At 39.8% G+C, this 24,215-nt stretch carries 15 protein-coding genes, 12 tRNA genes and 3 rRNA genes; 4 read left to right on the top strand and 26 right to left on the bottom strand.

The genetic code is table 11. The features are described 5' to 3' along the window. Window positions 1–2: 2 nt before the first annotated feature. From ACHZK0_RS03770 to ACHZK0_RS03700, 15 genes are all read right to left on the bottom strand, one after another. Window positions 3–95, bottom strand: a tRNA-Ser gene (locus ACHZK0_RS03770). 54 nt (window positions 96–149) lie between these two features. Then, window positions 150–242: transfer RNA gene (locus ACHZK0_RS03765), tRNA-Ser, on the bottom strand. 20 nt (window positions 243–262) lie between these two features. Next, window positions 263–335: transfer RNA gene (locus ACHZK0_RS03760), tRNA-Ala, on the bottom strand. 15 nt (window positions 336–350) lie between these two features. Further along, window positions 351–424, bottom strand: a tRNA-Pro gene (locus ACHZK0_RS03755). Between the two features lie 10 nt (window positions 425–434). Further along, window positions 435–508, bottom strand: a tRNA-Arg gene (locus ACHZK0_RS03750). 3 nt (window positions 509–511) lie between these two features. After that, window positions 512–600 (bottom strand) — tRNA-Leu (locus ACHZK0_RS03745). 16 nt (window positions 601–616) lie between these two features. Next, window positions 617–691, bottom strand: a tRNA-Gly gene (locus ACHZK0_RS03740). A gap of 29 nt (window positions 692–720) precedes the next feature. Further along, window positions 721–801, bottom strand: a tRNA-Leu gene (locus ACHZK0_RS03735). 14 nt (window positions 802–815) lie between these two features. Then, window positions 816–891: transfer RNA gene (locus tag ACHZK0_RS03730), tRNA-Lys, on the bottom strand. 4 nt (window positions 892–895) lie between these two features. Further along, window positions 896–970: transfer RNA gene (locus ACHZK0_RS03725), tRNA-Gln, on the bottom strand. 11 nt (window positions 971–981) lie between these two features. Continuing rightward, a tRNA-Tyr gene (locus ACHZK0_RS03720) sits at window positions 982–1,065 on the bottom strand. A gap of 8 nt (window positions 1,066–1,073) precedes the next feature. Continuing rightward, a tRNA-Val gene (locus ACHZK0_RS03715) sits at window positions 1,074–1,149 on the bottom strand. A gap of 5 nt (window positions 1,150–1,154) precedes the next feature. Then, window positions 1,155–1,270: ribosomal RNA gene (gene rrf / locus ACHZK0_RS03710) — 5S ribosomal RNA — on the bottom strand. 101 nt (window positions 1,271–1,371) lie between these two features. Then, window positions 1,372–4,293, bottom strand: a 23S ribosomal RNA gene (locus tag ACHZK0_RS03705). 146 nt (window positions 4,294–4,439) lie between these two features. Then, window positions 4,440–5,991 (bottom strand): 16S ribosomal RNA (locus ACHZK0_RS03700). Together the 16S, 23S and 5S rRNA genes with 12 tRNA genes alongside form the textbook arrangement of a ribosomal RNA operon. A gap of 751 nt (window positions 5,992–6,742) precedes the next feature. Between ACHZK0_RS03700 and ACHZK0_RS03695 the strand changes: the two genes are divergently transcribed. Further along, entirely contained in the window at window positions 6,743–9,787 is a 3,045-nt protein-coding gene (locus tag ACHZK0_RS03695) for an efflux RND transporter permease subunit (protein WP_395761164.1), read from the top strand. 43 nt (window positions 9,788–9,830) lie between these two features. Here the strand turns inward: ACHZK0_RS03695 and ACHZK0_RS03690 are convergent, their stop codons facing one another. The 4 genes from ACHZK0_RS03690 to ACHZK0_RS03675 form a co-directional block, all read right to left on the bottom strand. Continuing rightward, window positions 9,831–10,355: an AAA family ATPase gene (locus tag ACHZK0_RS03690; protein ID WP_270606200.1), complete on the bottom strand. Its 525-nt coding sequence runs from the start codon at window positions 10,353–10,355 to the stop codon at window positions 9,831–9,833. A gap of 135 nt (window positions 10,356–10,490) precedes the next feature. Next, a complete protein-coding gene (pstA, locus tag ACHZK0_RS03685) occupies window positions 10,491–11,411 on the bottom strand; it encodes a phosphate ABC transporter permease PstA (RefSeq protein ID WP_097917667.1) in 921 nt (306 codons plus the stop codon). Window positions 11,412–11,413: 2 nt separating this feature from the next. Beyond that, window positions 11,414–12,304, bottom strand: a complete 891-nt coding sequence (gene pstC / locus ACHZK0_RS03680) for a phosphate ABC transporter permease subunit PstC (protein WP_000676674.1) — start codon at window positions 12,302–12,304, stop codon at window positions 11,414–11,416. Between the two features lie 71 nt (window positions 12,305–12,375). Beyond that, on the bottom strand, window positions 12,376–13,278 hold the full coding sequence (locus tag ACHZK0_RS03675; protein ID WP_000245096.1) for a phosphate ABC transporter substrate-binding protein PstS family protein: 903 nt from the start codon (window positions 13,276–13,278) through the stop codon (window positions 12,376–12,378). Window positions 13,279–13,787: 509 nt separating this feature from the next. Here ACHZK0_RS03675 and ACHZK0_RS03670 point away from each other — a divergent pair. From ACHZK0_RS03670 to ACHZK0_RS03660, 3 genes are read left to right on the top strand one after another with little or no spacing between them, the layout of a single operon-like run. Beyond that, complete coding sequence (locus ACHZK0_RS03670) at window positions 13,788–14,045, top strand: FeoA family protein (RefSeq protein WP_000252989.1); 258 nt, start codon at window positions 13,788–13,790, stop codon at window positions 14,043–14,045. Further along, window positions 14,042–14,764: a FeoB small GTPase domain-containing protein gene (locus ACHZK0_RS03665; protein ID WP_270606199.1), complete on the top strand. Its 723-nt coding sequence runs from the start codon at window positions 14,042–14,044 to the stop codon at window positions 14,762–14,764. Before ACHZK0_RS03670 ends, ACHZK0_RS03665 begins: the two co-directional genes overlap by 4 nt. Next, a complete protein-coding gene (locus ACHZK0_RS03660) occupies window positions 14,742–16,142 on the top strand; it encodes a nucleoside recognition domain-containing protein (protein ID WP_061676309.1) in 1,401 nt (466 codons plus the stop codon). The genes ACHZK0_RS03665 and ACHZK0_RS03660 overlap by 23 nt, the downstream gene beginning before the upstream one ends. A gap of 203 nt (window positions 16,143–16,345) precedes the next feature. Here ACHZK0_RS03660 and ACHZK0_RS03655 read toward each other — a convergent pair whose 3' ends face one another. The 7 genes from ACHZK0_RS03655 to ACHZK0_RS03625 form a co-directional block, all read right to left on the bottom strand. Next, window positions 16,346–17,512, bottom strand: a complete 1,167-nt coding sequence (locus tag ACHZK0_RS03655; RefSeq protein WP_270606198.1) for a Ger(x)C family spore germination protein — start codon at window positions 17,510–17,512, stop codon at window positions 16,346–16,348. Next, window positions 17,496–18,620, bottom strand: a complete 1,125-nt coding sequence (gerLB, locus tag ACHZK0_RS03650) for a spore germination protein GerLB (protein ID WP_262741547.1) — start codon at window positions 18,618–18,620, stop codon at window positions 17,496–17,498. The genes ACHZK0_RS03655 and gerLB overlap by 17 nt, the downstream gene beginning before the upstream one ends. Next, window positions 18,621–20,099, bottom strand: a complete 1,479-nt coding sequence (gerLA, locus tag ACHZK0_RS03645) for a spore germination protein GerLA (protein ID WP_262741548.1) — start codon at window positions 20,097–20,099, stop codon at window positions 18,621–18,623. Window positions 20,100–20,200: 101 nt separating this feature from the next. Then, window positions 20,201–21,673, bottom strand: a complete 1,473-nt coding sequence (locus ACHZK0_RS03640) for a sodium:solute symporter family protein (RefSeq protein ID WP_098586375.1) — start codon at window positions 21,671–21,673, stop codon at window positions 20,201–20,203. Beyond that, window positions 21,670–21,867 carry a DUF3311 domain-containing protein gene (locus tag ACHZK0_RS03635; protein ID WP_061676314.1) on the bottom strand — a complete coding sequence of 66 codons (198 nt, stop codon included), beginning with the start codon at window positions 21,865–21,867 and terminating at the stop codon, window positions 21,670–21,672. The genes ACHZK0_RS03640 and ACHZK0_RS03635 overlap by 4 nt, the downstream gene beginning before the upstream one ends. A gap of 1 nt (window position 21,868) precedes the next feature. Beyond that, entirely contained in the window at window positions 21,869–23,044 is a 1,176-nt protein-coding gene (locus ACHZK0_RS03630) for an amidohydrolase (RefSeq protein ID WP_262741550.1), read from the bottom strand. A gap of 132 nt (window positions 23,045–23,176) precedes the next feature. Then, window positions 23,177–23,887, bottom strand: coding sequence for a C39 family peptidase (locus tag ACHZK0_RS03625; RefSeq protein ID WP_270342012.1), 711 nt, complete (start codon window positions 23,885–23,887; stop codon window positions 23,177–23,179). Between the last annotated feature and the right edge of the window lie 328 nt (window positions 23,888–24,215).

Raw genomic sequence — 24,215 nt, 5'->3', positions numbered from 1 at the left:
AATGGAGGAGGTAGAGGGATTCGAACCCCCGCGCGACTCTCGCCGCCTGTCGGTTTTCAAGACCGATCCCTTCAGCCGAACTTGGGTATACCTCCATGAAGGAAAAAGAAATATTTTATTATTTATGTCTAAACCATTTAAAAATAAAATGGAGGAGGTAGAGGGATTCGAACCCCCGCGCGATTCTCACCGCCTGTCGGTTTTCAAGACCGATCCCTTCAGCCGAACTTGGGTATACCTCCGAGACATATAATAAATAAAGTGGAGCCTAGCGGGATCGAACCGCTGACCTCCTGCGTGCAAGGCAGGCGCTCTCCCAGCTGAGCTAAGGCCCCATGTTTTTGGGAATATCGGGAAGACAGGATTTGAACCTGCGACCCCCTGGTCCCAAACCAGGTGCTCTACCAAGCTGAGCCACTTCCCGTTAATAAAAGCGCGCCCGAGAGGAGTCGAACCCCTAACCTCTTGATCCGTAGTCAAACGCTCTATCCAATTGAGCTACGGGCGCATATGGTGCCGAGGGCGGGGGTCGAACCCGCACGGTGGTCACCCACCGCAGGATTTTAAGTCCTGTGCGTCTGCCTGTTCCGCCACCCCGGCATGTCATATTGAAAATTGGAGCGGAAGACGGGATTCGAACCCGCGACCCCAACCTTGGCAAGGTTGTATTCTACCACTGAACTACTTCCGCAAGACATGTTTGAGTTATTTTATTAAAAGTGCGGGTGAAGGGAGTCGAACCCCCACGCCAAAGGCGCTAGATCCTAAGTCTAGTGCGTCTGCCAATTCCGCCACACCCGCATATTTTGTTAAAATGGTGAGCCATGAAGGATTCGAACCTTCGACCCTCTGATTAAAAGTCAGATGCTCTACCAACTGAGCTAATGGCTCTTAATGGCTGGGCTAGCTGGATTCGAACCAGCGCATGACGGAGTCAAAGTCCGTTGCCTTACCGCTTGGCTATAGCCCATTAATTAAGAATGGTGGAGGGGGGCAGATTCGAACTGCCGAACCCGAAGGAGCGGATTTACAGTCCGCCGCGTTTAGCCACTTCGCTACCCCTCCGACATATATGGTGGAGGATGACGGGATCGAACCGCCGACCCCCTGCTTGTAAGGCAGGTGCTCTCCCAGCTGAGCTAATCCTCCATTTTGCCTGGCAACGTCCTACTCTCACAGGGACAAGGTCCCAACTACCATCGGCGCTAGAGAGCTTAACTTCCGTGTTCGGTATGGGAACGGGTGTAGCCTCTCTGCCATCATTACCAGACTGTATTCATTTAAGACAAGAATCATCATAACTTATTTAACTTTTAAAGTCAACAAGTTTTTTATATTCTTTCAAAACTAGATAACATTGCTTCATATTATATGGTTAAGTCCTCGATCTATTAGTATTCGTCAGCTCCACATGTCACCATGCTTCCACCTCGAACCTATCAACCTGATCATCTTTCAGGGATCTTACTAGCTTACGCTATGGGAAATCTCATCTTGAGGGGGGCTTCATGCTTAGATGCTTTCAGCACTTATCCCTTCCGCACATAGCTACCCAGCTATGCCCTTGGCAGAACAACTGGTACACCAGCGGTGCGTCCATCCCGGTCCTCTCGTACTAAGGACAGCTCCTCTCAAATTTCCTACGCCCACGACGGATAGGGACCGAACTGTCTCACGACGTTCTGAACCCAGCTCGCGTACCGCTTTAATGGGCGAACAGCCCAACCCTTGGGACCGACTACAGCCCCAGGATGCGATGAGCCGACATCGAGGTGCCAAACCTCCCCGTCGATGTGGACTCTTGGGGGAGATAAGCCTGTTATCCCCGGGGTAGCTTTTATCCGTTGAGCGATGGCCCTTCCATGCGGAACCACCGGATCACTAAGCCCGACTTTCGTCCCTGCTCGACTTGTAGGTCTCGCAGTCAAGCTCCCTTATGCCTTTGCACTCTACGAATGATTTCCAACCATTCTGAGGGAACCTTTGGGCGCCTCCGTTACACTTTAGGAGGCGACCGCCCCAGTCAAACTGCCCACCTGACACTGTCTCCCGGGTCGATAAGACCCGTAGGTTAGAATTTCAATACAGTCAGGGCGGTATCCCACCAGCGCCTCCACCGAAGCTAGCGCTCCGGTTTCAATGGCTCCCGCCTATCCTGTACAAACTGTACCAAAATTCAATATCAGGCTACAGTAAAGCTCCACGGGGTCTTTCCGTCCTGTCGCGGGTAACCTGCATCTTCACAGGTACTATAATTTCACCGAGTCTCTGGTTGAGACAGTGCCCAAATCGTTACACCTTTCGTGCGGGTCGGAACTTACCCGACAAGGAATTTCGCTACCTTAGGACCGTTATAGTTACGGCCGCCGTTTACTGGGGCTTCAGTTCAGAGCTTCGCTTACGCTAACCCCTCTCCTTAACCTTCCAGCACCGGGCAGGTGTCACCCCCTATACTTCGCCTTACGGCTTCGCAGAGAGCTGTGTTTTTGCTAAACAGTCGCTTGGGCCTATTCACTGCGGCTTTCCGTTAAGAAAGCACCCCTTCTCCCGAAGTTACGGGGTCATTTTGCCGAGTTCCTTAACCAGAGTTCTCTCGCACACCTTAGGATTCTCTCCTCGCCTACCTGTGTCGGTTTGCGGTACAGGCACCTTTTATCTCGCTAGAAGCTTTTCTTGGCAGCGGGGAATCAAAGACTTCGCTCCATAAGGAGCTTCCCCATCACAGCTCAGCCTTCACGATAAGCGGATTTGCCTACTTATCAGCCTAACTGCTTGGACGTGCACAACCAATCGCACGCTTCTTCTATCCTTCTGCGTCCCTCCATTGCTCAAACGATAAAGAGGTGGTACAGGAATATCAACCTGTTGTCCATCGCCTACGCCTGTCGGCCTCGGCTTAGGTCCTGACTAACCCTGAGCGGACGAGCCTTCCTCAGGAAACCTTAGGCATTCGGTGGACGGGATTCTCACCCGTCTTTCGCTACTCATACCGGCATTCTCACTTCTAAGCGCTCCACCAGTCCTTCCGGTCTGACTTCACTGCACTTAGAACGCTCCCCTACCACTGATACCATTGGTATCAATTCGCAGCTTCGGTGGTGTATTTAGCCCCGGTACATTTTCGGCGCAGAGTCACTCGACTAGTGAGCTATTACGCACTCTTTAAATGGTGGCTGCTTCTAAGCCAACATCCTAGTTGTCTAAGCAACTCCACATCCTTTTCCACTTAATACACACTTTGGGACCTTAGCTGGCGATCTGGGCTGTTTCCCTCTTGACTACGGATCTTATCACTCGCAGTCTGACTCCTAAGGATAAGTCATTGGCATTCGGAGTTTGACTGAATTCGGTAATCCGATGAGGACCCCTAGTTCAATCAGTGCTCTACCTCCAAGACTCTTACACTTAAGGCTAGCCCTAAAGCTATTTCGGGGAGAACCAGCTATCTCCAGGTTCGATTGGAATTTCTCCGCTACCCACACCTCATCCCCGCACTTTTCAACGTGCGTGGGTTCGGGCCTCCATTCAGTGTTACCTGAACTTCACCCTGGACATGGGTAGATCACCTGGTTTCGGGTCTACGACCACGTACTAAACGCCCTATTCAGACTCGCTTTCGCTGCGGCTCCGCCTCTTCAGCTTAACCTCGCACGGGATCGTAACTCGCCGGTTCATTCTACAAAAGGCACGCCATCACCCATTAACGGGCTCTGACTATTTGTAGGCACACGGTTTCAGGATCTCTTTCACTCCCCTTCCGGGGTGCTTTTCACCTTTCCCTCACGGTACTGGTTCACTATCGATCACTAGGGAGTATTTAGCCTTGGGAGATGGTCCTCCCAGATTCCGACGGAATTTCACGTGTTCCGCCGTACTCAGGATACATTCAAGAGAGAATGAAGTTTCGACTACGGGGTTGTTACCCTCTACGACGGACCTTTCCAGGTCGCTTCGTCTACCTCATTCCTTTGTAACTCCGTATAGAATGTCCTACAACCCCAAGAGGCAAGCCTCTTGGTTTGGGCTATGTTCCGTTTCGCTCGCCGCTACTCAGGAAATCGCATTTGCTTTCTCTTCCTCCAGGTACTTAGATGTTTCAGTTCCCTGGGTCTGTCTTCCTTACCCTATGTATTCAGGTAAGGATACCATACCATTACGTATGGTGGGTTTCCCCATTCGGAAATCTTCGGATCAAAGCTTACTTACAGCTCCCCGAAGCATATCGGCGTTAGTCCCGTCCTTCATCGACTCCTAGTGTCAAGGCATCCACCGTGCGCCCTTTCTAACTTAACCAAACTAAAAATTAAAAAATATGAGCTACACTGTTATCTAGTTTTCAAAGAACATACATTTATATATGAGATATAGTTCTCTCAAAACTGAACAAAACGAAACACGGAAACTTATATTGATGAACAGCGTTCATCAATTCTCCATAGAAAGGAGGTGATCCAGCCGCACCTTCCGATACGGCTACCTTGTTACGACTTCACCCCAATCATCTGTCCCACCTTAGGCGGCTGGCTCCAAAAAGGTTACCCCACCGACTTCGGGTGTTACAAACTCTCGTGGTGTGACGGGCGGTGTGTACAAGGCCCGGGAACGTATTCACCGCGGCATGCTGATCCGCGATTACTAGCGATTCCAGCTTCATGTAGGCGAGTTGCAGCCTACAATCCGAACTGAGAACGGTTTTATGAGATTAGCTCCACCTCGCGGTCTTGCAGCTCTTTGTACCGTCCATTGTAGCACGTGTGTAGCCCAGGTCATAAGGGGCATGATGATTTGACGTCATCCCCACCTTCCTCCGGTTTGTCACCGGCAGTCACCTTAGAGTGCCCAACTTAATGATGGCAACTAAGATCAAGGGTTGCGCTCGTTGCGGGACTTAACCCAACATCTCACGACACGAGCTGACGACAACCATGCACCACCTGTCACTCTGCTCCCGAAGGAGAAGCCCTATCTCTAGGGTTTTCAGAGGATGTCAAGACCTGGTAAGGTTCTTCGCGTTGCTTCGAATTAAACCACATGCTCCACCGCTTGTGCGGGCCCCCGTCAATTCCTTTGAGTTTCAGCCTTGCGGCCGTACTCCCCAGGCGGAGTGCTTAATGCGTTAACTTCAGCACTAAAGGGCGGAAACCCTCTAACACTTAGCACTCATCGTTTACGGCGTGGACTACCAGGGTATCTAATCCTGTTTGCTCCCCACGCTTTCGCGCCTCAGTGTCAGTTACAGACCAGAAAGTCGCCTTCGCCACTGGTGTTCCTCCATATCTCTACGCATTTCACCGCTACACATGGAATTCCACTTTCCTCTTCTGCACTCAAGTCTCCCAGTTTCCAATGACCCTCCACGGTTGAGCCGTGGGCTTTCACATCAGACTTAAGAAACCACCTGCGCGCGCTTTACGCCCAATAATTCCGGATAACGCTTGCCACCTACGTATTACCGCGGCTGCTGGCACGTAGTTAGCCGTGGCTTTCTGGTTAGGTACCGTCAAGGTGCCAGCTTATTCAACTAGCACTTGTTCTTCCCTAACAACAGAGTTTTACGACCCGAAAGCCTTCATCACTCACGCGGCGTTGCTCCGTCAGACTTTCGTCCATTGCGGAAGATTCCCTACTGCTGCCTCCCGTAGGAGTCTGGGCCGTGTCTCAGTCCCAGTGTGGCCGATCACCCTCTCAGGTCGGCTACGCATCGTTGCCTTGGTGAGCCGTTACCTCACCAACTAGCTAATGCGACGCGGGTCCATCCATAAGTGACAGCCGAAGCCGCCTTTCAATTTCGAACCATGCAGTTCAAAATGTTATCCGGTATTAGCCCCGGTTTCCCGGAGTTATCCCAGTCTTATGGGCAGGTTACCCACGTGTTACTCACCCGTCCGCCGCTAACTTCTTGAGAGCAAGCTCTCAATCCATTCGCTCGACTTGCATGTATTAGGCACGCCGCCAGCGTTCATCCTGAGCCAGGATCAAACTCTCCAATAAAGTTAGTTTGTCTAGCATCTAAAAATAAAAATTGACGTTTCACGTTGTTTGTTTCGTTCAGTTTTCAAAGAACTTGTCTGCCGCTTCAGAAGCGACTTCATCATATTAACATCTTCATTTTTCGATGTCAACTATGTTTTAAAATTTCTTTTTTGTCGTTTTCTGCGTTTCCGCATCAGCGACGTTTATTAATATACCATCATGTTTTTCAAATAACAAGTGTTTTTATAAAAAAACACAAAAAATATCCAACCTACTTTCTTCTATATAGAAACACCTCACCCCCTCTACAGAAAACAGCCATTTTAAATTGTATACCAATACACACTCTAATTGACCCAACTGCATTTTATAAACCTATTCTCTTCTATATTAAAGCCCATACCATTTACCTCTCTATAGGCCAACAATATAACATTACAAATCAATCCACACTAAAAAAAAGAGATTCAGTACTTCGCTCTCCAATCAGTATGTTCACTTTCTATAATAAAGCGAACATGCTGATTTTTGATTTTGTTCTTCCCCAAGATTATTAACGGATCAGACCGCTCGAATCCAACCGAATTTTAAAACGAGGGTCTTAGCGCCCAGCGAATAGTGGGATAAACAACAAAATTGCACTAAAAACATTAACTTAAGATTATTGTTAGAATTTTTTTACATTTAATTAATGAAAAATATCCATTTTTTGTTATATAGTAAGAAAGGACGTACTCAACTACAAATAAACCGATGGAGGAATTACTTTATGGATAGGTTAACAAAGTTTTCGTTAAAAAACCGCGCCGCTGTTATCATCATGGTGTTTCTCATTTCCATACTCGGCGTTTATTCCGGTTCCAAATTACCTATGGAATTTTTACCAAGCATCGATAATCCTGCAGTCACTGTCACAACCTTATCTCCAGGACTTGACGCTGAAGCAATGACGAAAGAAATAACGGATCCCCTTGAAAAACAATTTCGCAATTTAGAACATATCGATAGCATCACCTCTTCTACTCACGAGGGATTATCACGCATCGATATCGCGTATACGTCCAAAGCAAATATGAAAGATGCAGCACGCGAGGTTGAAAAAGCCATTAATACAATTAAACTACCTAAAGATGCAACGAAACCCGTAGTGAGCCAGTTAAATACTTCTATGATTCCACTCGCTCAAATTGCAATCCAGAAACAAAATGGATTTTCAAAAGCAGATGAAAAACAAATCGAAAAAGAGATCGTACCTCAACTCGAAAACATTGATGGCGTTGCCAACGTTATGTTTTTCGGAAAATCAACTTCCGAATTATCTATCGTACTAGACCCAAATCAATTAAAAGATAAAAACGTAACAACCGAGCAAATATTAAAAGTTTTACAAGGAAAAGAAACGTCCACTCCAGCTGGAGCCATTACTGTTAATAAAGAAGAATATAATCTTCGCGTCATTGGGGATATCAAAAATGTAGATGACATTAAAAACGTCACCGTTGCACCTCAAGTAAAATTGCAAGATGTTGCTCAAATTGAACTGAAACAGCACTACGATACAATCTCACATATAAACGGAGAAGAAGGCACTGGATTAATCATCATGAAAGAGCCTAGTAAAAATGCGGTTGCAATCGGAAAAGAAATCGATAAGAAAATCAAAGATATAAGTAAACAATATAAAGATCAGTTTTCTATTAAACTTTTAGCCTCAACTCATGAACAAGTTGAAAATGCTGTTACTAGCATGGGAAAAGAAGTAATCCTTGGGGCAATTGCTGCAACTCTAATCATCTTAATTTTTTTACGTAACTTCCGAACGACACTCATTGCTGTTGTCAGTATTCCATTATCTATTTTATTAACTCTCTTTTTACTACACCAATCTAACATTACACTTAACATCCTAACTCTTGGTGGTTTAGCTGTTGCAGTTGGGCGTCTCGTCGATGATAGCATCGTTGTCATTGAGAATATTTTCCGTCGTTTACAAAAAGAATCTTTCTCTAAAGATATTATTCTCGATGCAACGAAAGAGGTCGCCGTTGCAATTACTTCTTCTACTTTAACAACGGTTGCTGTTTTCTTACCTATCGGTCTCGTATCAGGGGTAATCGGAAAATTAATGTTACCTATGGTATTAGCAGTTGTATATTCTATACTATCATCCTTAATCGTCGCACTAACAGTTGTTCCACTTATGGCTTTTTTACTACTCAAAAAAACAAAGCACAGAAAGCCAAGTTCTTCACCACGATATGTCGCTACATTAAAGTGGGCTCTTTCACATAAATTCATTATTCTACTTACTTCTTTTTTGTTATTCGCAGGATCGATTGCAGCCTATGTATTACTACCCAAAGCGAATATAAAATCTGAAGACGACACAATGTTATCTATTAACATGACTTTCCCAGCTGATTACGCCCCTGAAACGCAAAAACAAAAAGCTTTCGATTTCGAAAAGAAATTACTTTCTAACTCGGATGTAACGGATGTTATTTTACGAATGGGATCTAGCGCAGAAGATGCACAATGGGGGCAAACGACGAAAAACAATCTCGCAAGTATATTAGTAGTCTTCAAGAAAGGCTCTAATATTGATCAATATATTAAAGAGTTAAAAAAAGAAAATAAAACCTTTGAACCCGCTAAACTTGATTATATAAAAATGAGTTATTCAAGCTCTGGCGGCGGCAACAATTTGCAATTTAACGTAACAGCAACCAACGAAACGAATTTAAAAGAGGCTGCTACTCTCGTCGAAACAAAACTAAAAGATATGGATTCTCTTTCTAAAGTAAAAACGAATTTAGAAGACTCTAAGAAAGAATGGCAAATCCATATTGATCAAACAAAGGCCGAACAACTAGGATTAACACCAGAATTAGCAGCTCAACAAGTGGCATTCCTTATGAAGAAATCACCTATCGGTGAAGTTTCAATCAATAATGAAAAAACAACTATTATGATAGAACACAAAAAAGAAAACGTTACTAAACGAGAAGACATTTTAAACACAAACATATTATCACCTATTAATGGACCAATCCCTTTAAAAAACATTGCAACTATTTCAGAAAAGCAGCTTCAAACAGAAATTTTCCATAAAGACGGAAAAGAAACGATTCAAATTACTGCTGAGGCCTCAAATGAAGATTTAAGTAAAGTAAGCGCAGAAGTAAACGAAACGATAGCTAAACTAGACTTACCTAACGGCGCAAAAGTAACTATTGCAGGCGCAACTGAATCTATGCAAGAAAACTTCACAGATTTATTCAAAATTATGGGGATTGCAATCGGGATTGTATATTTAATTATGGTTATCACCTTTGGACAGGCGCGCGCTCCTTTTGCAATTCTGTTCTCCTTGCCATTAGCTGCTGTTGGCGGTATTTTAGGATTAATCATTTCAGGAACACCCGTTGATATAAATTCCTTGATTGGCGCATTAATGTTAATCGGGATTGTCGTTACAAACGCTATTGTATTAATAGAAAGAGTGCAACAAAATCGAGAACACGGAATGGAAACAAGAGATGCCTTATTAGAAGCGGGATCCACCAGATTACGTCCAATTATTATGACAGCTATAACGACGATCGTCGCGATGCTTCCTCTCCTATTTGGTCAATCGCAAGCAGGAAGCATGGTATCAAAAAGTTTGGCGGTCGTTGTCATCGGTGGTTTAGCAGTCTCAACCGTTCTTACATTAGTAGTCGTTCCAGTTATGTATGAATTATTAGATAAAATCGGGAGAAAAAGACGCTCTCGTAGAAAAATAAGCACTTCTACAGAAACACCTGATATTTAAAAGAAAAAGCGTTATCTTCATTCATGAAGATAACGCTTTTTCTCTACCTACTCATATAAGCCATCATTTTTTGAGCATATCGCTCTAAAAGTTCACCAGAATCTATAATAAGATATTCAGCATTCGAAGGTCTTTCACTACCATCTAACCACTTTTTAAAAGCTACTTCCGAATCCACTCTTCCAATTTGACTGACCATACGCTTACGTGTTTGTAGCCTATTATTAATCTCTTCCATATCATTAAGGTAACATTCAATATATTTATATTTTACACCATGTTTATTAGACAGCTTCATTCCTTTTTCAACCATCCCTTCATATAGACATGGACTATCCAATATCACACTATGCCCTTGTTCTAAATAAGAATCAATCAATACCCATTCAATATCGTATGATACTCCTCCAACAATCGTCGATTCAATCCCTTTCATTTCTAATGATTGTAACAATGCCGATTTCAAAACATCATGATCTACAATTACAGCACCCGTTAACTTTGCTATATACTTAGAAACTGTGGATTTTCCCGATCCTGGAAAACCTGACATTTGCAGAAAAAACAAATTAACTTCCCCTCTCATTCGCACCTATTCATCTATATAATCAATTACAAATTCAACAACCCTTACATCCATTCCTTCTATATTAAAATACAAAAAGAACTCCCTACTTATAAGTGGAGAGTTCCTCTTTATCATTTATGCTGCTTTTACCTTCTTCGTCGTTTTACTTTTTCTTTTCGTTCCTGTAAAACGTTTGTGCAATACAGATGCTACCAATCGCGAAATAACGTTGAATAGTAATACCATAATAATTAATACAGCTGCAGATTTTGTCGCGATCAACTTCGCATCTGGAATAACTCCTTCAGAATTCAACTTCCAAATATGAACCGCTAATGTTTCAGCTGGTCTAAATGGATTTAAAGGATGCGCAGGACTTGAGAAGTCCGCTGCTGAATTTAAAATTGGGGATGTTAAACCCGCTGTGTAAATCAGTGCGGCCGCTTCCCCAAATATACGACCCGCCGCTAAAATAATACCTGTAATAATTTGCGGTAATGACGACGGAATAATAATACGAGCAATCGTTTGCCACTTCGTTGCACCTAAACCAAGACTTGCCTCTTTTACATTATGAGGAACTTCTGAAATTGCATTTTCACAAACACGTGTTAAACCTGGTAAGTTTAAAATAGTTAGAGCAAGAGCACCACCCATTACTGTGTACCCCCAGCCCGTCATTGTAACGAACACTAGCAAACCGAATAAACCAACAACAATAGAAGGTAAAGACGCCATTGTCTCAATACATAAACGAACAAAATTTAAAAAACGCCCTTGTTTTGCGTACTCCGCTAAATATATTCCAGCACCTAACCCAAGAGGAATAGATATAACAAGCGTTATAACAAGCATGTAGAAGGAATTGAATAACTGCGGACCAATCCCACCACCAGCTCTTGTATTACTTGGTTCTCCAAACAAGAAATTAGGATCCCAAAATCCCCAGCCCTTTTGCAAAATTTCAAACACTAAGAATACTAGCAAAGCTACAACTAAAGCTGCAACTGCGTAAAAGATACCTGTCCAAATTTTATTTACCGTTCTTGCGTTCATTATTATCGCTCACCTCTTTGCCCAATCGCTCGAATTACTAAAATAAACAGGAATGAAATAACAAGTAAAATCATCGCTAAAGTCCATAGCGCATTGTTCCAAGCAGTTCCGTTCAATGTATTTGTCATGTCCATTGTCAAAATACCAGTTAACGTTGCTGTCGGACTATATATTCCTTCTGGTAATTTAATCGTGTTTCCGATTACCATTTGAACCGCTAATGCTTCACCAAAAGCACGCGCCAAACCTAAAACAATACCTGTTAAAATCCCTTTTTTCGCAGCAGGAACAATCACTCGGCTAACCGCTTGCCATTTCGTTGATCCTAGACCGTAAGAAGCTTCTAAATAATCAAATGGAACAGAGCGTATTGCATCAGAAGCGATACTAGCAATAGTAGGTAAAATCATAATACTTAATACAACAATACCCGCAATTAAACTAAAGCCCACTCCCCCGAATGAATCACGTAATAGCGGTACTAAAATCGTAACCCCTAATAATCCGTATACAACCGAAGGAATACCAACTAATAATTCTAAAACAGGCTTCAACACTTTATTTCCAAACTTCGGCGAAATTAAATTCATGAATATAGCAAGTGCTATAGCAATTGGCGCACTAATAATAACCGCACCTAACGAAACTACTGTTGAACCTACAATGAAAATCAAAGCCCCAAAGGTTCCTTCGTCAGCATTCGGATTCCACTTTGTCGATGTTAACATCTCAGTAAATGAGATACCGCTTTGTGTAAAAGATTGAATACCTTTACCGCAAATAAACGCAATAATAGCTAATGTAATTAAAACAATAAAAATACCACAAAACGTAACAAGCGATCTTCCTATATACTCACTTTTTACGTAATTAATTTGTTTTTTCCCCTTCATCACAGGTCAGACCCCACTTCATAGATTGAAATGAACAGGACTGGCCTTGCAGCCAGCCCCATAAAATTTTATTACTTATTTAATTTAGACATTGGAATGTAACCCATATCTTCTACTTGCTTTTCAAAATCTTTACCTTTTACATAGTCAATGTAAGCTTTCGTTGCTTCTTTCGCTTCACCTTTTGTTACCATGTATTCATAAGACCAGAATGGATATTTACCAGACGAAATGTTTTCAACTTTTGGTTCAGAACCATCAATTTTCACTGTTTGTAGTGCACCTTTTTTATCGCCAACCATGTAAGACATTGCTAAATAACTTACTGACCCTGGCGTAGAATTGATCGCTTGCTCTACTGCACCGTTAGAATCTTGTGTTGTACCAGTTCCATCATTAATTTTCGCGTCTTTCATAACTGTCTTTTCAAATGTAGCACGTGTACCAGATGAAGCCGGACGGTTAATTACGTTGATTTTTTCATCTTTCCCGCCTACCTCTTTCCAGTTTGTTACTTTTCCAGTGAAGATATCTTGTACTTGTTGTACTGTTAAGTTATCAACTTTTACATCTTTATTTACGACAAGTGCGAATGCAATACCCGCAACCTTGTTATCTACTAATTCTTTTGCTTTTTCAGCATCTTTTATTTTATCTCCTGATGGAACATCTGAATTACCAATTTGTACTGCACCCGATGCTACTTGGTTAATCCCAGTTCCACTACCGCCACCTTGAACTTGAATCGAAACTTTTGAATTTTTCTCCATGAATTTCTTTCCAGCTTCCTCCGCAAGAGGTAGAAGAGCTGTAGAACCAGCCGCTGCAATCGTACCTGATAATTCTTGTTTTGTATTATCGCTTCCTTTAGCAGTTTCTTTACTAGCTGTATCATCTGCTTTCCCACATCCAACTAACGCTCCTGCCACCACTAAAGCTGCTAAAGAAAATTTAATACCTTTTTTCATAACCATGTCTTGTACCCCCATTTGGATTATCACTTTTCGAATTCATTTTCTTTCGAACACAAATTCATTGTAGGACAACAATATTATGTGAGTGTTAAGCAATTTTTAATTTTAAGTAAATGACCATAATAATCTTTAAAAGCTAGGAATCCCAACATTTATAGTTAAAGAACCCAACAAAATCCACACTAATTAAGCAGTAATGTAAATTTATTCTTAACAATGTAAATTCAATGTAAATGTTTTTTGCTCTTTTCCCCTTTTAATTAAAAATACATTTACAAATCCATTATATTTTTTAACTTTTGCACTCTTACTTCATTTACATTCAACAGAATTTCATTAATATTTTTTAGTACAACTAAATAAATTGGAACAATTCTAAAAATAAATGAATATTTTTAAAGTACCAATTGACAGCATCATCCAATGTAGTCTACTATATTACTAACAAAAAGTTTACCTAAGGAAACTTTTTAAACTTAAACTAACAATATAGAGATGAGGTAACTTTTATGGTATCGGCTAATACAAAACCACTTTCCGAATTTAAAACAGGAGAGTTTGTACAGATTGAGAAGATACAATTAGAAGGAACTATGAAACGACGTTTATTAGATTTGGGATTTATCCCTGGGGCAACGATTAAAGTATTACAACGCAGTCCACTTGGAGATCCGGTCGCTTATCAAGTAAGCAATACAACTATTGCATTGCGCAAGGAAGAAAGTTCCCTTATTTTCGGGGTATTAATAGGAGATGATTTCAGATGAGCAAACATCGTATTGCTTTAGCTGGCAACCCGAACACCGGGAAAAGTACATTATTTAATACTTTAACAGGCTTAAAACAACACACTGGAAACTGGACGGGAAAAACTGTTTTAAAAGCTGAAGGGGAATACGAACATAACGGAAATAAATATACATTAATAGATTTACCTGGAACTTACTCACTATATTCAAATTCTGCGGATGAAGAAGTAGCAAGAGATTATATTATATTTGAAAAACCAGAAGTAACTGTCGTTGTTATAGATGCAACTGCAATGGAAAGAAATTTAAATTTAGCACTCCAAGTGATGGAAATGACGAACAACGTAGTCATTTGTATTAATTTAATTGATGAAGCAGAGAAAAAAGGCATCGTTATTGATGAAAAGAAATTAGCAAAATCGCTCGGTGTACCTGTAGTTAAGATTTCTGCTCGTAACCGAGTAGGTATTGGGCATTTGCTAAGTGTTATTGCTAAAGTAGCAAATAAAAAACTAATTCCGACACCAATTAAGGTTTCTTACAGTGAAAAAATTGAAAGTATGATTCAAGAATTAGAACCACAAATTTATAAAGTGTTCGGTGATACGTATCCAGCACGTTGGATTGCGCTACGTATATTAGATGGAGATAAAAATTTCTTAACTACACTTCAAAAACACCATAACGAACCACTTGTAAGGGAGGTCGTAATGAATGGAATCTCACTCAGCCAGTAAAGCTCTTCCATTAGACTATATTATTCAACATGCACAAGCACTTTCAAAAGAAGATATACGAGATGATATTGTCGGAGATATTTATCGAACATCTGCAAGCATATGTAAAGAGTCTGTTCAATATACAAACACTGATAAATTGTATCGTTCTGAAAAACTAGATAAAATTTTCACATCTCCCATCTGGGGATTCCCAATTATGCTCGGTATTTTATCTATTATTTTTTATCTTACAATTGCAGGCGCTAACGTACCGTCTGATATGATTGCTGAATTCTTCGGATGGGCCGAAGGATATTTAACATCTTGGTTCCAGGCAGCACATGCACCTGAATGGTTACATGGCATTTTAATCCTTGGTTTATTCCGTGGTATCGGTGCTGTTATTAGCGTTATGTTACCACCTATGGCAATCTTCTTCCCTATGTTCGCACTATTAGAAAACTACGGATACTTACCACGTGTTGCATTTAATATGGACCGCTTATTCAAACGCTCAGGTGCACATGGCAAACAATCTTTAACAATGGCAATGGGCTTTGGTTGTAATGCAGCCGCTATTATGTCAACACGTATTATTGAATCACCACGTGAACGTATGCTTGCAATCTTAACAAACAACTTCGTTCCTTGTAACGGTCGCTGGCCTATGTTAATTTTAATGGCTTCATTATTTATGGCTGCTGGTTATACAGGTAGTATGCAAACATTAGTTACTGCTGGCGTTGTAGTTGGGATGGTTGTAATTGGTGTTATTATGACATTAACTGTTTCTTGGGTACTATCAAAAACAGCTTTAAAAGGTGTGCCAACTCACTACACCCTTGAGTTACCACCGTACCGTAAGCCAAAAGTTTGGAATACAATTGTACGTGCAACACTCGATAAATCTATTTATGTTTTAAAACGAGCTGTCGTTGTAGCTGCCCCTGCGGCTGCATTAACTTGGTTACTTGCTAACATTTTCATCGGCGACACAAGCTTACTTATGTATTTTGTAAACTTCCTAGATCCATTTGCTAAAATGTTAGGACTTGACGGTTTTATTCTAGCTGCGTTCATTCTTGGACTACCAGCTAATGAAATTGTTATCCCGATTTTATTAATGTCTTATTTATCAACTGGAGCTTTAACTGAAATAGATGATTTTAATCAAATTAAAAATTTATTCTTAGAAAATGGTTGGACTTGGTTAACAGCGTTAAACACAATGTTGTTCTCACTTCTTCATTTCCCATGCGGAACAACACTGGTTAACATATATAAAGAAACAAAAAGTGCAAAATGGACATTCTTATCGTTTGCAATCCCTACCGTTATCGCCATTGTTGTGACATTCCTCTCTACACAATTGGTACATTGGTTAGGGCTTGTATAAAAGCAAAGCATACATAGAAGGTATCCCCCTTCACATTTGCTTTGCGCAAAAGAAACCTGAAAATCATTCAGGTTTCTTTTTTTCTTTCCACGGCTGCGCTCCGTACGTTGAAAATTTTTTATGAAGGAAATATATTGCCCCGGGAAGAACCGCCATTAATATCGTGCAACTAATTCCTAGACCAGTAAACAACTTGCATCACCTTATTTCACTCTTTTCGGTAAGGCTGAACCTGAATGCTCAATTGTCGGATGAACATGAACGGTAATCTCAGCATTACTAAAGTAATTTTCACCTTGATCCCAATTCTTATCTATCTTCTTCCATTCTTTATAATTATGCCGCTTATATACTTCCCCTAACTCTAATACATCTACCTTATATTTTTTTTGAACAAGCTTAATCGATTTTTGAATGCGTTTCTCCATTTCTTCCGTGATGTTTTTCTTTAATCGCTTTTCATCCATAATTTGTTTATGATCACTAAAATGCAACTCAGCCAATGTTCCTTCCAAAAATAAGTGAATATCGAACGTCGGTTTTGTAGCATTTTCTGTAGATACTTTAATCTTCCGATGCATTTTATGAATTTCATATGTAATAAGCTGGTCTTTTTTACGAATGGTAAAGAATCCTCCAATTTTCTTACCTATTATATAATTTATTCCAAATGTTTCTTCTCCATTCAAACTACCTACACACTTATTATCCTCCCCGCGAAACAACGCTGCCCCGTTCATTTGTACCCCTTGCTTTGTTAATTCAAGAATAGGTAATACGAAGCTTCGGTTGGAAATCATCTTTTCCTGAACTTCACCAATTCTTGCAGCCTCAATCATTTGAGCATTTTTCGGAGGATGTTCAGCTAACATATCGATATACTGCGCCGGTAAATTTTCAGGTTTAGCGCTCTGCTTCAAAATAGCTTCTGCATTTTTCTTAGAAACGAACAAACGTATATTTCTTCTCATCTCATGATCACGAATATATACATCTAACGTATTTTGTAAAACATATGGATTCGATAATAAATCTTTAGAAAAAATTATCACTTGTATATGCGGAAAGAATAGTGAGCGACTAATTTTTTTGGCGATAATTCGTATTTGCTCAAAGACACTATCTGCCTTCGCACTCACATTAATATAATTTTCGCTATCTCCACCACCTTGTCCACTTTGTTGCGACAATTTACTGGGGAGTACCATCTGATACGTCCCTTTCATAATTGGATTCGCTTTCTTTTTTTTCACAATATCATAGGCTGCCCCTACTACAAATCCTCTTTCTTCTATTTCTTCTAACTCAGAGCACCCACTTATAGATCCAACTAAAACTATAAGCATTATGATTTTAAGAAGGTGTTTCATTTCTACCATTCCTTCTTTTTATTTTATATACAATAAAAACTAACAAAGGTGCTAACACGACAACCCCCATATCTATCCAAGCTAAATACGTTCCGTAATTTGACAAGTCATTCAAACTACTAGGTATCATATTCACCATAAAAATAATTGGGGCACTTACAAAAATGAAAATATGTTTCTTCACTTTCGGAAACATCGCACAAAATAATAAAGATGCGACGTCGTAATACATGGCTGTGGTGTTATAAATAGTAATAATCCAAGTTGTAAAAAAAATTGCATCAAATCTTTCTAAAAATCCTCCACCAATTTCAATTTCTTTCCCTAATTCAATTGTTGGGTACGTCAATCCACGAGTTGTCATATACGTAAAAACACTAATACAAGTTACATAAATTAAAATGTACGACAGCACATTTACCATTACCGCTTTCGCAACTGCCATTGGTGCTTTTTTTGCCGTCTTATCATTTAACAACACAGCATAAAACAGAGCTACTTCAAATCCAATAAATGTAAAAATAGAATTCTTAACTCCAATAGCATATTGACTCACTTTTGTTTGAAAAGCTGGTAGTAAATTATTTATTTCCATTAAATTTATATTCAATAAAGAAAGAAGCACGATTGCAATTAAAACAATAGGTAAAAATAGAACATTTAACCTTAATAAGGCCGCTCTTGATCCCGCTATTCCATAAATAACAACTAATAAGAAGAAGAAAGACAGTAGTTGTATCGGTGTATCACTAAATAAATACGTTTGGGAAATGACTGAAATCATTCGCGATTCATATGCTGTCAACGCAGCAAACGTTAATACTAAAATGCTACTAATCGTGTATGCAACAGGCTTTGTCAAATGCGCACTTGTATATTGAACAAAGTTTTGCTTCGGGAATAAAATAGCTACCCTCGTTACAAACCAACCTAAAACTGCACACACCAATCCACCCAAAAGCAAAATAATCCAACCATCCGAAAATAAAGTTTGGTTAGCGATATCTCTTGGCATAGACAATGCCCCTATACCAATAATTGTTGAAGATACCGCAAACCCAATTTCCCGAGATCCAATCTCTTCATCGCCATACTCAAATGGTTTCAATTATTCTCGCTCCTTTGGACGTATTGTAGAATCCTTCGTTTGTAAGTATTCCGGTCTCTCTTTCAGCATTGATTTTGGCAAACGAATAAGCTCTTCTTTCCAATCTTTATAAAAAGCTGGAGCTATAGGTGTTGTATAAGGAATACCAACACTCTTCAAATTTGTAATATGAACTGCAAGTGCGATAAGCGCTAAAATAATTCCATACAAACCAAAAGCAGTCGCTGCTAACACAAAGACGAAAAGTAAAATACGAAACGTAATCGTAATGCTATATACAGGAAGAGAAAAGGTAGCAATAGCTGTAACCGCAATAATGATAACTAAAAACGGATTTACAATTCCTGCGTTCACCGCTGCTTCTCCAATGACAAGACCACCTACAATCCCAATTGTTTGCCCCATCGGTTTTGGCAACCTAATTCCCGCTTCTCGTATTAACTCCATCGTTAATGCCATCATTAACGTTTCTATATAAGCAGGAAACGGAACGCCTTCCCTTGCCCCAGCAATTGAATACGCCAGTTTAGAAGGAATAAGTCCTTGATGATATGAGACGAGCGCTACATACATCGCCGGCATTAAAACTGCGACTATACCAGAACCCATCCGCAAAATTCTTAATAAAGTCCCAATTACCCAACGCTCATAGTGATCTTCCACAGATTGAAAAATATCAACAAATACTAGCGGAGCTATAAGAGCAAAGGGTGATCCATCCACCAAAATAGCTGCCTTTCCTTTCGCTAATGAGGCCACAATATTATCAGGCCTTTCCGTATTCAAAAACTGCGGAAACGGTGACAAATTATTATCTTGAATTAATTGCTCAATCGTACCCGTCTCAAAAACGACATCTGTCACGATTGATTGAAGACGCCGATCTAGCTCTTTTACAATGTAAGGATTAATAATGTCTTCTATATATACTAAAGTCACTTCTTTTTGGGATCTCTTCCCCATAATATAAGATTGAAATCTCAGCTTTGGGTCACGTAAGCTACGGCGAATTAACATTTTATTCACGTTAATATCTTCATTTAATCCAACCCTCGGTCCACGGATTAAATCTTCTGTTACCGGCGGTTCTAAACTTCTTTTTTCCCAAGCTCTACTATTAATCACGATAGCGGTTTGAATATTATCAATTAATATAACTGTATCTCCTGCTAAAATCGCATTTATAATATCCGGAAACGTTGTCTTCTTACCGACTTCCGCAATAGAAATCAAACGATCCAATAATGTTTGAACCACATCTGCTTCTTTTTGTACTTCTTCATATTGAAGCGTACGAACTACATACTTATAAACATTATCCTTATCTGTTAGCCCACATAAAAAAACAACAGCACAGCGTGTAAAACTACCAGCAAGAGCAACCTCCCTAATTGTTAAATCATTAGGCGAACCTAACTCATCCCTAATTTCTTTCATAACTTCAAATAAGTTACCTTTTAACTCTAACAATTCCCCCACCTAACTTCCTTTTCAACAAGTTTTTAGTTAGATTCCGCTAATAGAAGAAAATATATACAAAAAAGAGCTATCTCTTTTCAAAGATAGCTCTAGCACACGGATTACTTTTCTACTATTATATTGTCTGTCTTTATAGACACATTTTTCGTGAACCCACTAACGATAAACATCACAATCATATTCATTAACAATGCAACTATACCTACATTTAAATCTTTTATATATTGAGGGAAACCCGGAAACATCGTAGCTATAGTTGAACCAGATAAAGTAATATATGCGACTACTAATAACCCAATCCCCATTCCTGCAATTGCCCCTTGCTTCGTAATAACTTGCCGCGGAAACAAACTACATACAAGTGCAGGGAAAAGTTGTGTCACTATACTATATCCCATTAAAAGAAGTGCTCCTATTGTTTCTCCACCTTTAAAAGTGAACAAAACAGCTACAAGAGTTACTACAGGAACAAATAACTTCGCCACTTTAGCAACTTGTCTGTCTGAAGCAGATGGGACCATTGTTCGGTAAATATTTTTCGCTAATAATGTAGAAGCAGCCATGACAAGCATAGAACCAGGAACTAATGCTGTTAAAACTCCCGCACTACCAATAATCCCAATAAACCAAGGATCAAAAGTTTGAAGAGCCAGTCGGAATAACGAAAGGTCTACATCCCCTCCCTTTAACCCAGGAACTTGCAAGATAGCCGCAAAACCTGCAAAGAATACGAAAAGTAAAACTAAAGAATACAGTGGCATAATTGCCGCATTTTTACGAAATACTTTTTCATTTTTCGCAGAGAAAGCAGAAGCGAATGTATGGGGCCACATATAGAAACCGAGAGCTGTTAATACAATAGTAGAAACAAACCAAGAAATGCTCATTCCTTCATCAGGTAAAGATAAAAACCCTGGCTTCGCTGCTTCTACAGCTTCAAACATTGGCTGAAACCCTCCGTAATAATGGTACGGTAAATAGATACCTAAAAACATAACGATAAACAGGATCATAATATCCTTCAAAGCGGCCGTCCAAGCAGAGCCGTGTATACCTGAAACCATTACATATATCGTTATGACAATTGCACCAATCCAAACTGCAATAACTGGTGATACCCTTCCGTAAGATGCTTCCGAAACGATAATCCCCAACCCTTTTAACTGTAAAACAAGGTAGGGAATTATCGAAATAACCCCAATGATAGAAACGATAATGCCAAGTGTCTGACTCTTATATTTCTTCACAAAAAAATCTGGCTGTGAAACAAGATTATGCTCTTTCGCATACTTCCAAACTGGCGGCAATAAAAAGTAAGATAAAATATAAGCTAATGCACCATAACCTAAAATATAGAACGTAGGCGCACCTTTACTATATGCCCATCCACTTCCACCTAAAAATGTGAAAGTCGTATAAATCTCACCTGCCATCAGAAGAAAAACAAAAATAGTGCCAAATCCTCTTCCACCAACTGACCATTGCTCTAAATTCATATCTTTTCCATGTTGTGCCCGAATCCCTAAAAATAGTGCGAGAAACAAAAATAATATAATGATAAGTAATGCGGTCATTTCACATCCCCCTTATTAGCAGGATCAAATACGTACACAAGTCCCATACAAAGAGACGTAATGAGCACTGATAATAATACCCAAAATAATAAAAATGGCATCCCTAATACGTAAGGAGTAACTGAATTAGCAAATATGGGTCCAACAACTAAACAAAAAACTGGAATAAGCGCTAATACGTGTATTTTCTTCATCTCATTCTCCTTTACTTATAAAATTCATAATGGATGATACAAAGACTTCCACTCCAACTGGTAATGCATCTTCATCAATCGTAAAACGAGGGTGATGGTGAGGATATATAATTCCTTTCTCTTTATTTCCCGCTCCGATAAAAAAGAATGTCCCTGGCGCCTTTTGTAAAAACGCTGAAAAATCTTCCCCAGCCATCGTCGGCTGCAAACGAGTAACTCGTTCCCTTCCATAAAGCTGTAATGCTGTTCGCTCAATAACCTCTGTAACTTTATAATCATTTACTACCGGTCGATACCCATATTCATAAGAAAACGTATATTTCGCCCCGTAAGCTTCCGTCACATGCTTCACAATCCGTTCAATCCTTTTCTCTGTTACTTCTCGCAACTCATGTCTTAAACTCCGCACTGTCCCTTCAATCTCCGCTTGTTCTGGAATCACATTATGGGTTGTCCCAGCATGAAATTGCGTAACAGATACTACAAGAGAATCTAACGGATCTGTAAGGCGAGATACAATTTGCTGAAGTTGCGCAACAACTTGTGTACCGATTGCAATACTATCCACTGTTTCATGAGGGATTCCAGCATGTCCACCTTTTCCTTCTATCGTAATTTTAAAAACATCTGGGGCAGCCATTGCAGGACCATAAATTACACCTATTTTACCAACCTCTAGCGCTGCCCAAAGATGAGCACCAATAATATAATCCACCCCTTCCATTACACCCGCTGCAACCATTTCCTCTGCACCGCCAGGAAAGTTTTCTTCTGCATGTTGGAAGAGAAAACGAACCTCTCCTTTAACCTTCTCTCTTTCCTCTACTAACTTATGTACAACCCCAAGTAATATCGCTATATGTCCATCATGGCCACATGCATGCATCACACCTGGATATGTAGAAATAAAATCAAATTCATTTTCTTCGTGAATAGGAAGAGCATCCATGTCAGCACGAACCGCGATAGTTTTACCAGGTTGTTTACCAATTAACCTTGCCATTACACTATATTTAGTAGGTCTTGACACTTCTAAATGCGGAATTTTCCGAAGTATATCGAATACAAACTGTGATGTTTTTTCTTCTTGAAAAGATAACTCTGGATACTTATGAAAATGCCTTCTCCACTCAATCAACTGATTCTTTAATAAAACAAGTTCCTTTGCGACATCCATTTCTCTTCATCCCTTCTTCACTAAGTTAAATGTTATTATAACGTGAATTGTTAACTTTTAAAAGAATGTTCTGAATTTTCTATCACTAAGAATTAAAAATAAAAAGCCATCAAAAAGATGACTTTTTCATTATTATAAAATAGTGATTGCTTGTTTCCCCATTTGCTCCCAAGCTCTCTCAAACTCTGCTCGCGGAACAGCCAAACGCGGATTATTTTTCAGAGGATCATTTACATACACAAAGTTTTGATCATATCCAATTACTACTACACTATGCTCAAAATATGTAATTTTCACTTCGCCAGAGCTTGTATTCCATGTTTCAAAACTACTCTCAGCTAGTGGTTTAAACGTTGTATTAATAATGACCCATACTGGCGACCCAGAACTAACTACTTTATACATATCTTGCACGTCTCTACCTGTTAAATTAACTACTTTTCCAGGAATATATTTTTCTGCTAAATTAAAAATAGGTTGATTATATACACCATATCCTGGTTCTGCCTTCGTATAAATATTTCCAACGAACCCCTCATAAGGATTTCCACGTAAACCATTTTGCTCAAATGGAACACGATGAATCTCGCTAGCAAGTTGCATCTTATCTACTTGTATACCTTTGTATTGCAGCAACATAGCCAAACTTGTAACTTCACATCCACGAGGTAATTCTGGTAACTGTTTTATAAACGGAACATTTTCAATCATCGTTGCTTCTTTCATTTCAGATAGAAACTCTAAACGGAACACTTGCGCCTTTTGTATAATTTTATCTTTCCCTATAAAAAACGCGGCAGCAAATATAATTCCAAAAACAAAAAGATATTTTAACTTTTTCATTTTAAACAAAACTCCATTAATTATTATTTTACAGACATACCTCCTATCATTGTACCTTTCTTCTTACTAGTTTGCTAGAAAGATTCTGTGAATTATTCTTCACACTTCCACCGTTGTAAAATTCTAATTATTTTTAATAAAAAGAAAAAACAATATACTTTTCTGAATATTTTTGCTAAAATCTAAATAATTAACATAGTGAAGATATCACCTTGTTAATAAAAACATTCTTAGAGTATTTAGTCATAGTTCGCATTTTTACATACTCCATTCATTTCATAATAAATAAACCGAGTATGTGTCACATCCCCCACTAATGATTAAAAAC

The sequence above is a fragment of the Bacillus sp. 3G2 genome (assembly GCF_044324725.1).
Lineage (GTDB): Bacteria > Bacillota > Bacilli > Bacillales > Bacillaceae_G > Bacillus_A > Bacillus_A mobilis.
This window is presented reverse-complemented; position numbering and strand designations above follow the sequence as displayed.

Excerpts from the sequence above, each read along its gene's own strand:
- ACHZK0_RS03695 (WP_395761164.1), top strand. The coding sequence starts at position 6,743 with ATGGATAGGTTAACAAAGTTTTCGTTAAAAAACCGCGCCGCTGTTATC.
- pstA (WP_097917667.1), bottom strand. The coding sequence starts at position 11,411 with ATGAACGCAAGAACGGTAAATAAAATTTGGACAGGTATCTTTTACGCA.
- pstC (WP_000676674.1), bottom strand. The coding sequence starts at position 12,304 with ATGAAGGGGAAAAAACAAATTAATTACGTAAAAAGTGAGTATATAGGA.
- ACHZK0_RS03675 (WP_000245096.1), bottom strand. The coding sequence starts at position 13,278 with ATGGTTATGAAAAAAGGTATTAAATTTTCTTTAGCAGCTTTAGTGGTG.
- ACHZK0_RS03670 (WP_000252989.1), top strand. The coding sequence starts at position 13,788 with ATGGTATCGGCTAATACAAAACCACTTTCCGAATTTAAAACAGGAGAG.
- ACHZK0_RS03665 (WP_270606199.1), top strand. The coding sequence starts at position 14,042 with ATGAGCAAACATCGTATTGCTTTAGCTGGCAACCCGAACACCGGGAAA.
- ACHZK0_RS03660 (WP_061676309.1), top strand. The coding sequence starts at position 14,742 with ATGGAATCTCACTCAGCCAGTAAAGCTCTTCCATTAGACTATATTATT.
- ACHZK0_RS03655 (WP_270606198.1), bottom strand. The coding sequence starts at position 17,512 with ATGAAACACCTTCTTAAAATCATAATGCTTATAGTTTTAGTTGGATCT.
- ACHZK0_RS03640 (WP_098586375.1), bottom strand. The coding sequence starts at position 21,673 with ATGACCGCATTACTTATCATTATATTATTTTTGTTTCTCGCACTATTT.
- ACHZK0_RS03635 (WP_061676314.1), bottom strand. The coding sequence starts at position 21,867 with ATGAAGAAAATACACGTATTAGCGCTTATTCCAGTTTTTTGTTTAGTT.
- ACHZK0_RS03630 (WP_262741550.1), bottom strand. The coding sequence starts at position 23,044 with ATGGATGTCGCAAAGGAACTTGTTTTATTAAAGAATCAGTTGATTGAG.
- ACHZK0_RS03625 (WP_270342012.1), bottom strand. The coding sequence starts at position 23,887 with ATGAAAAAGTTAAAATATCTTTTTGTTTTTGGAATTATATTTGCTGCC.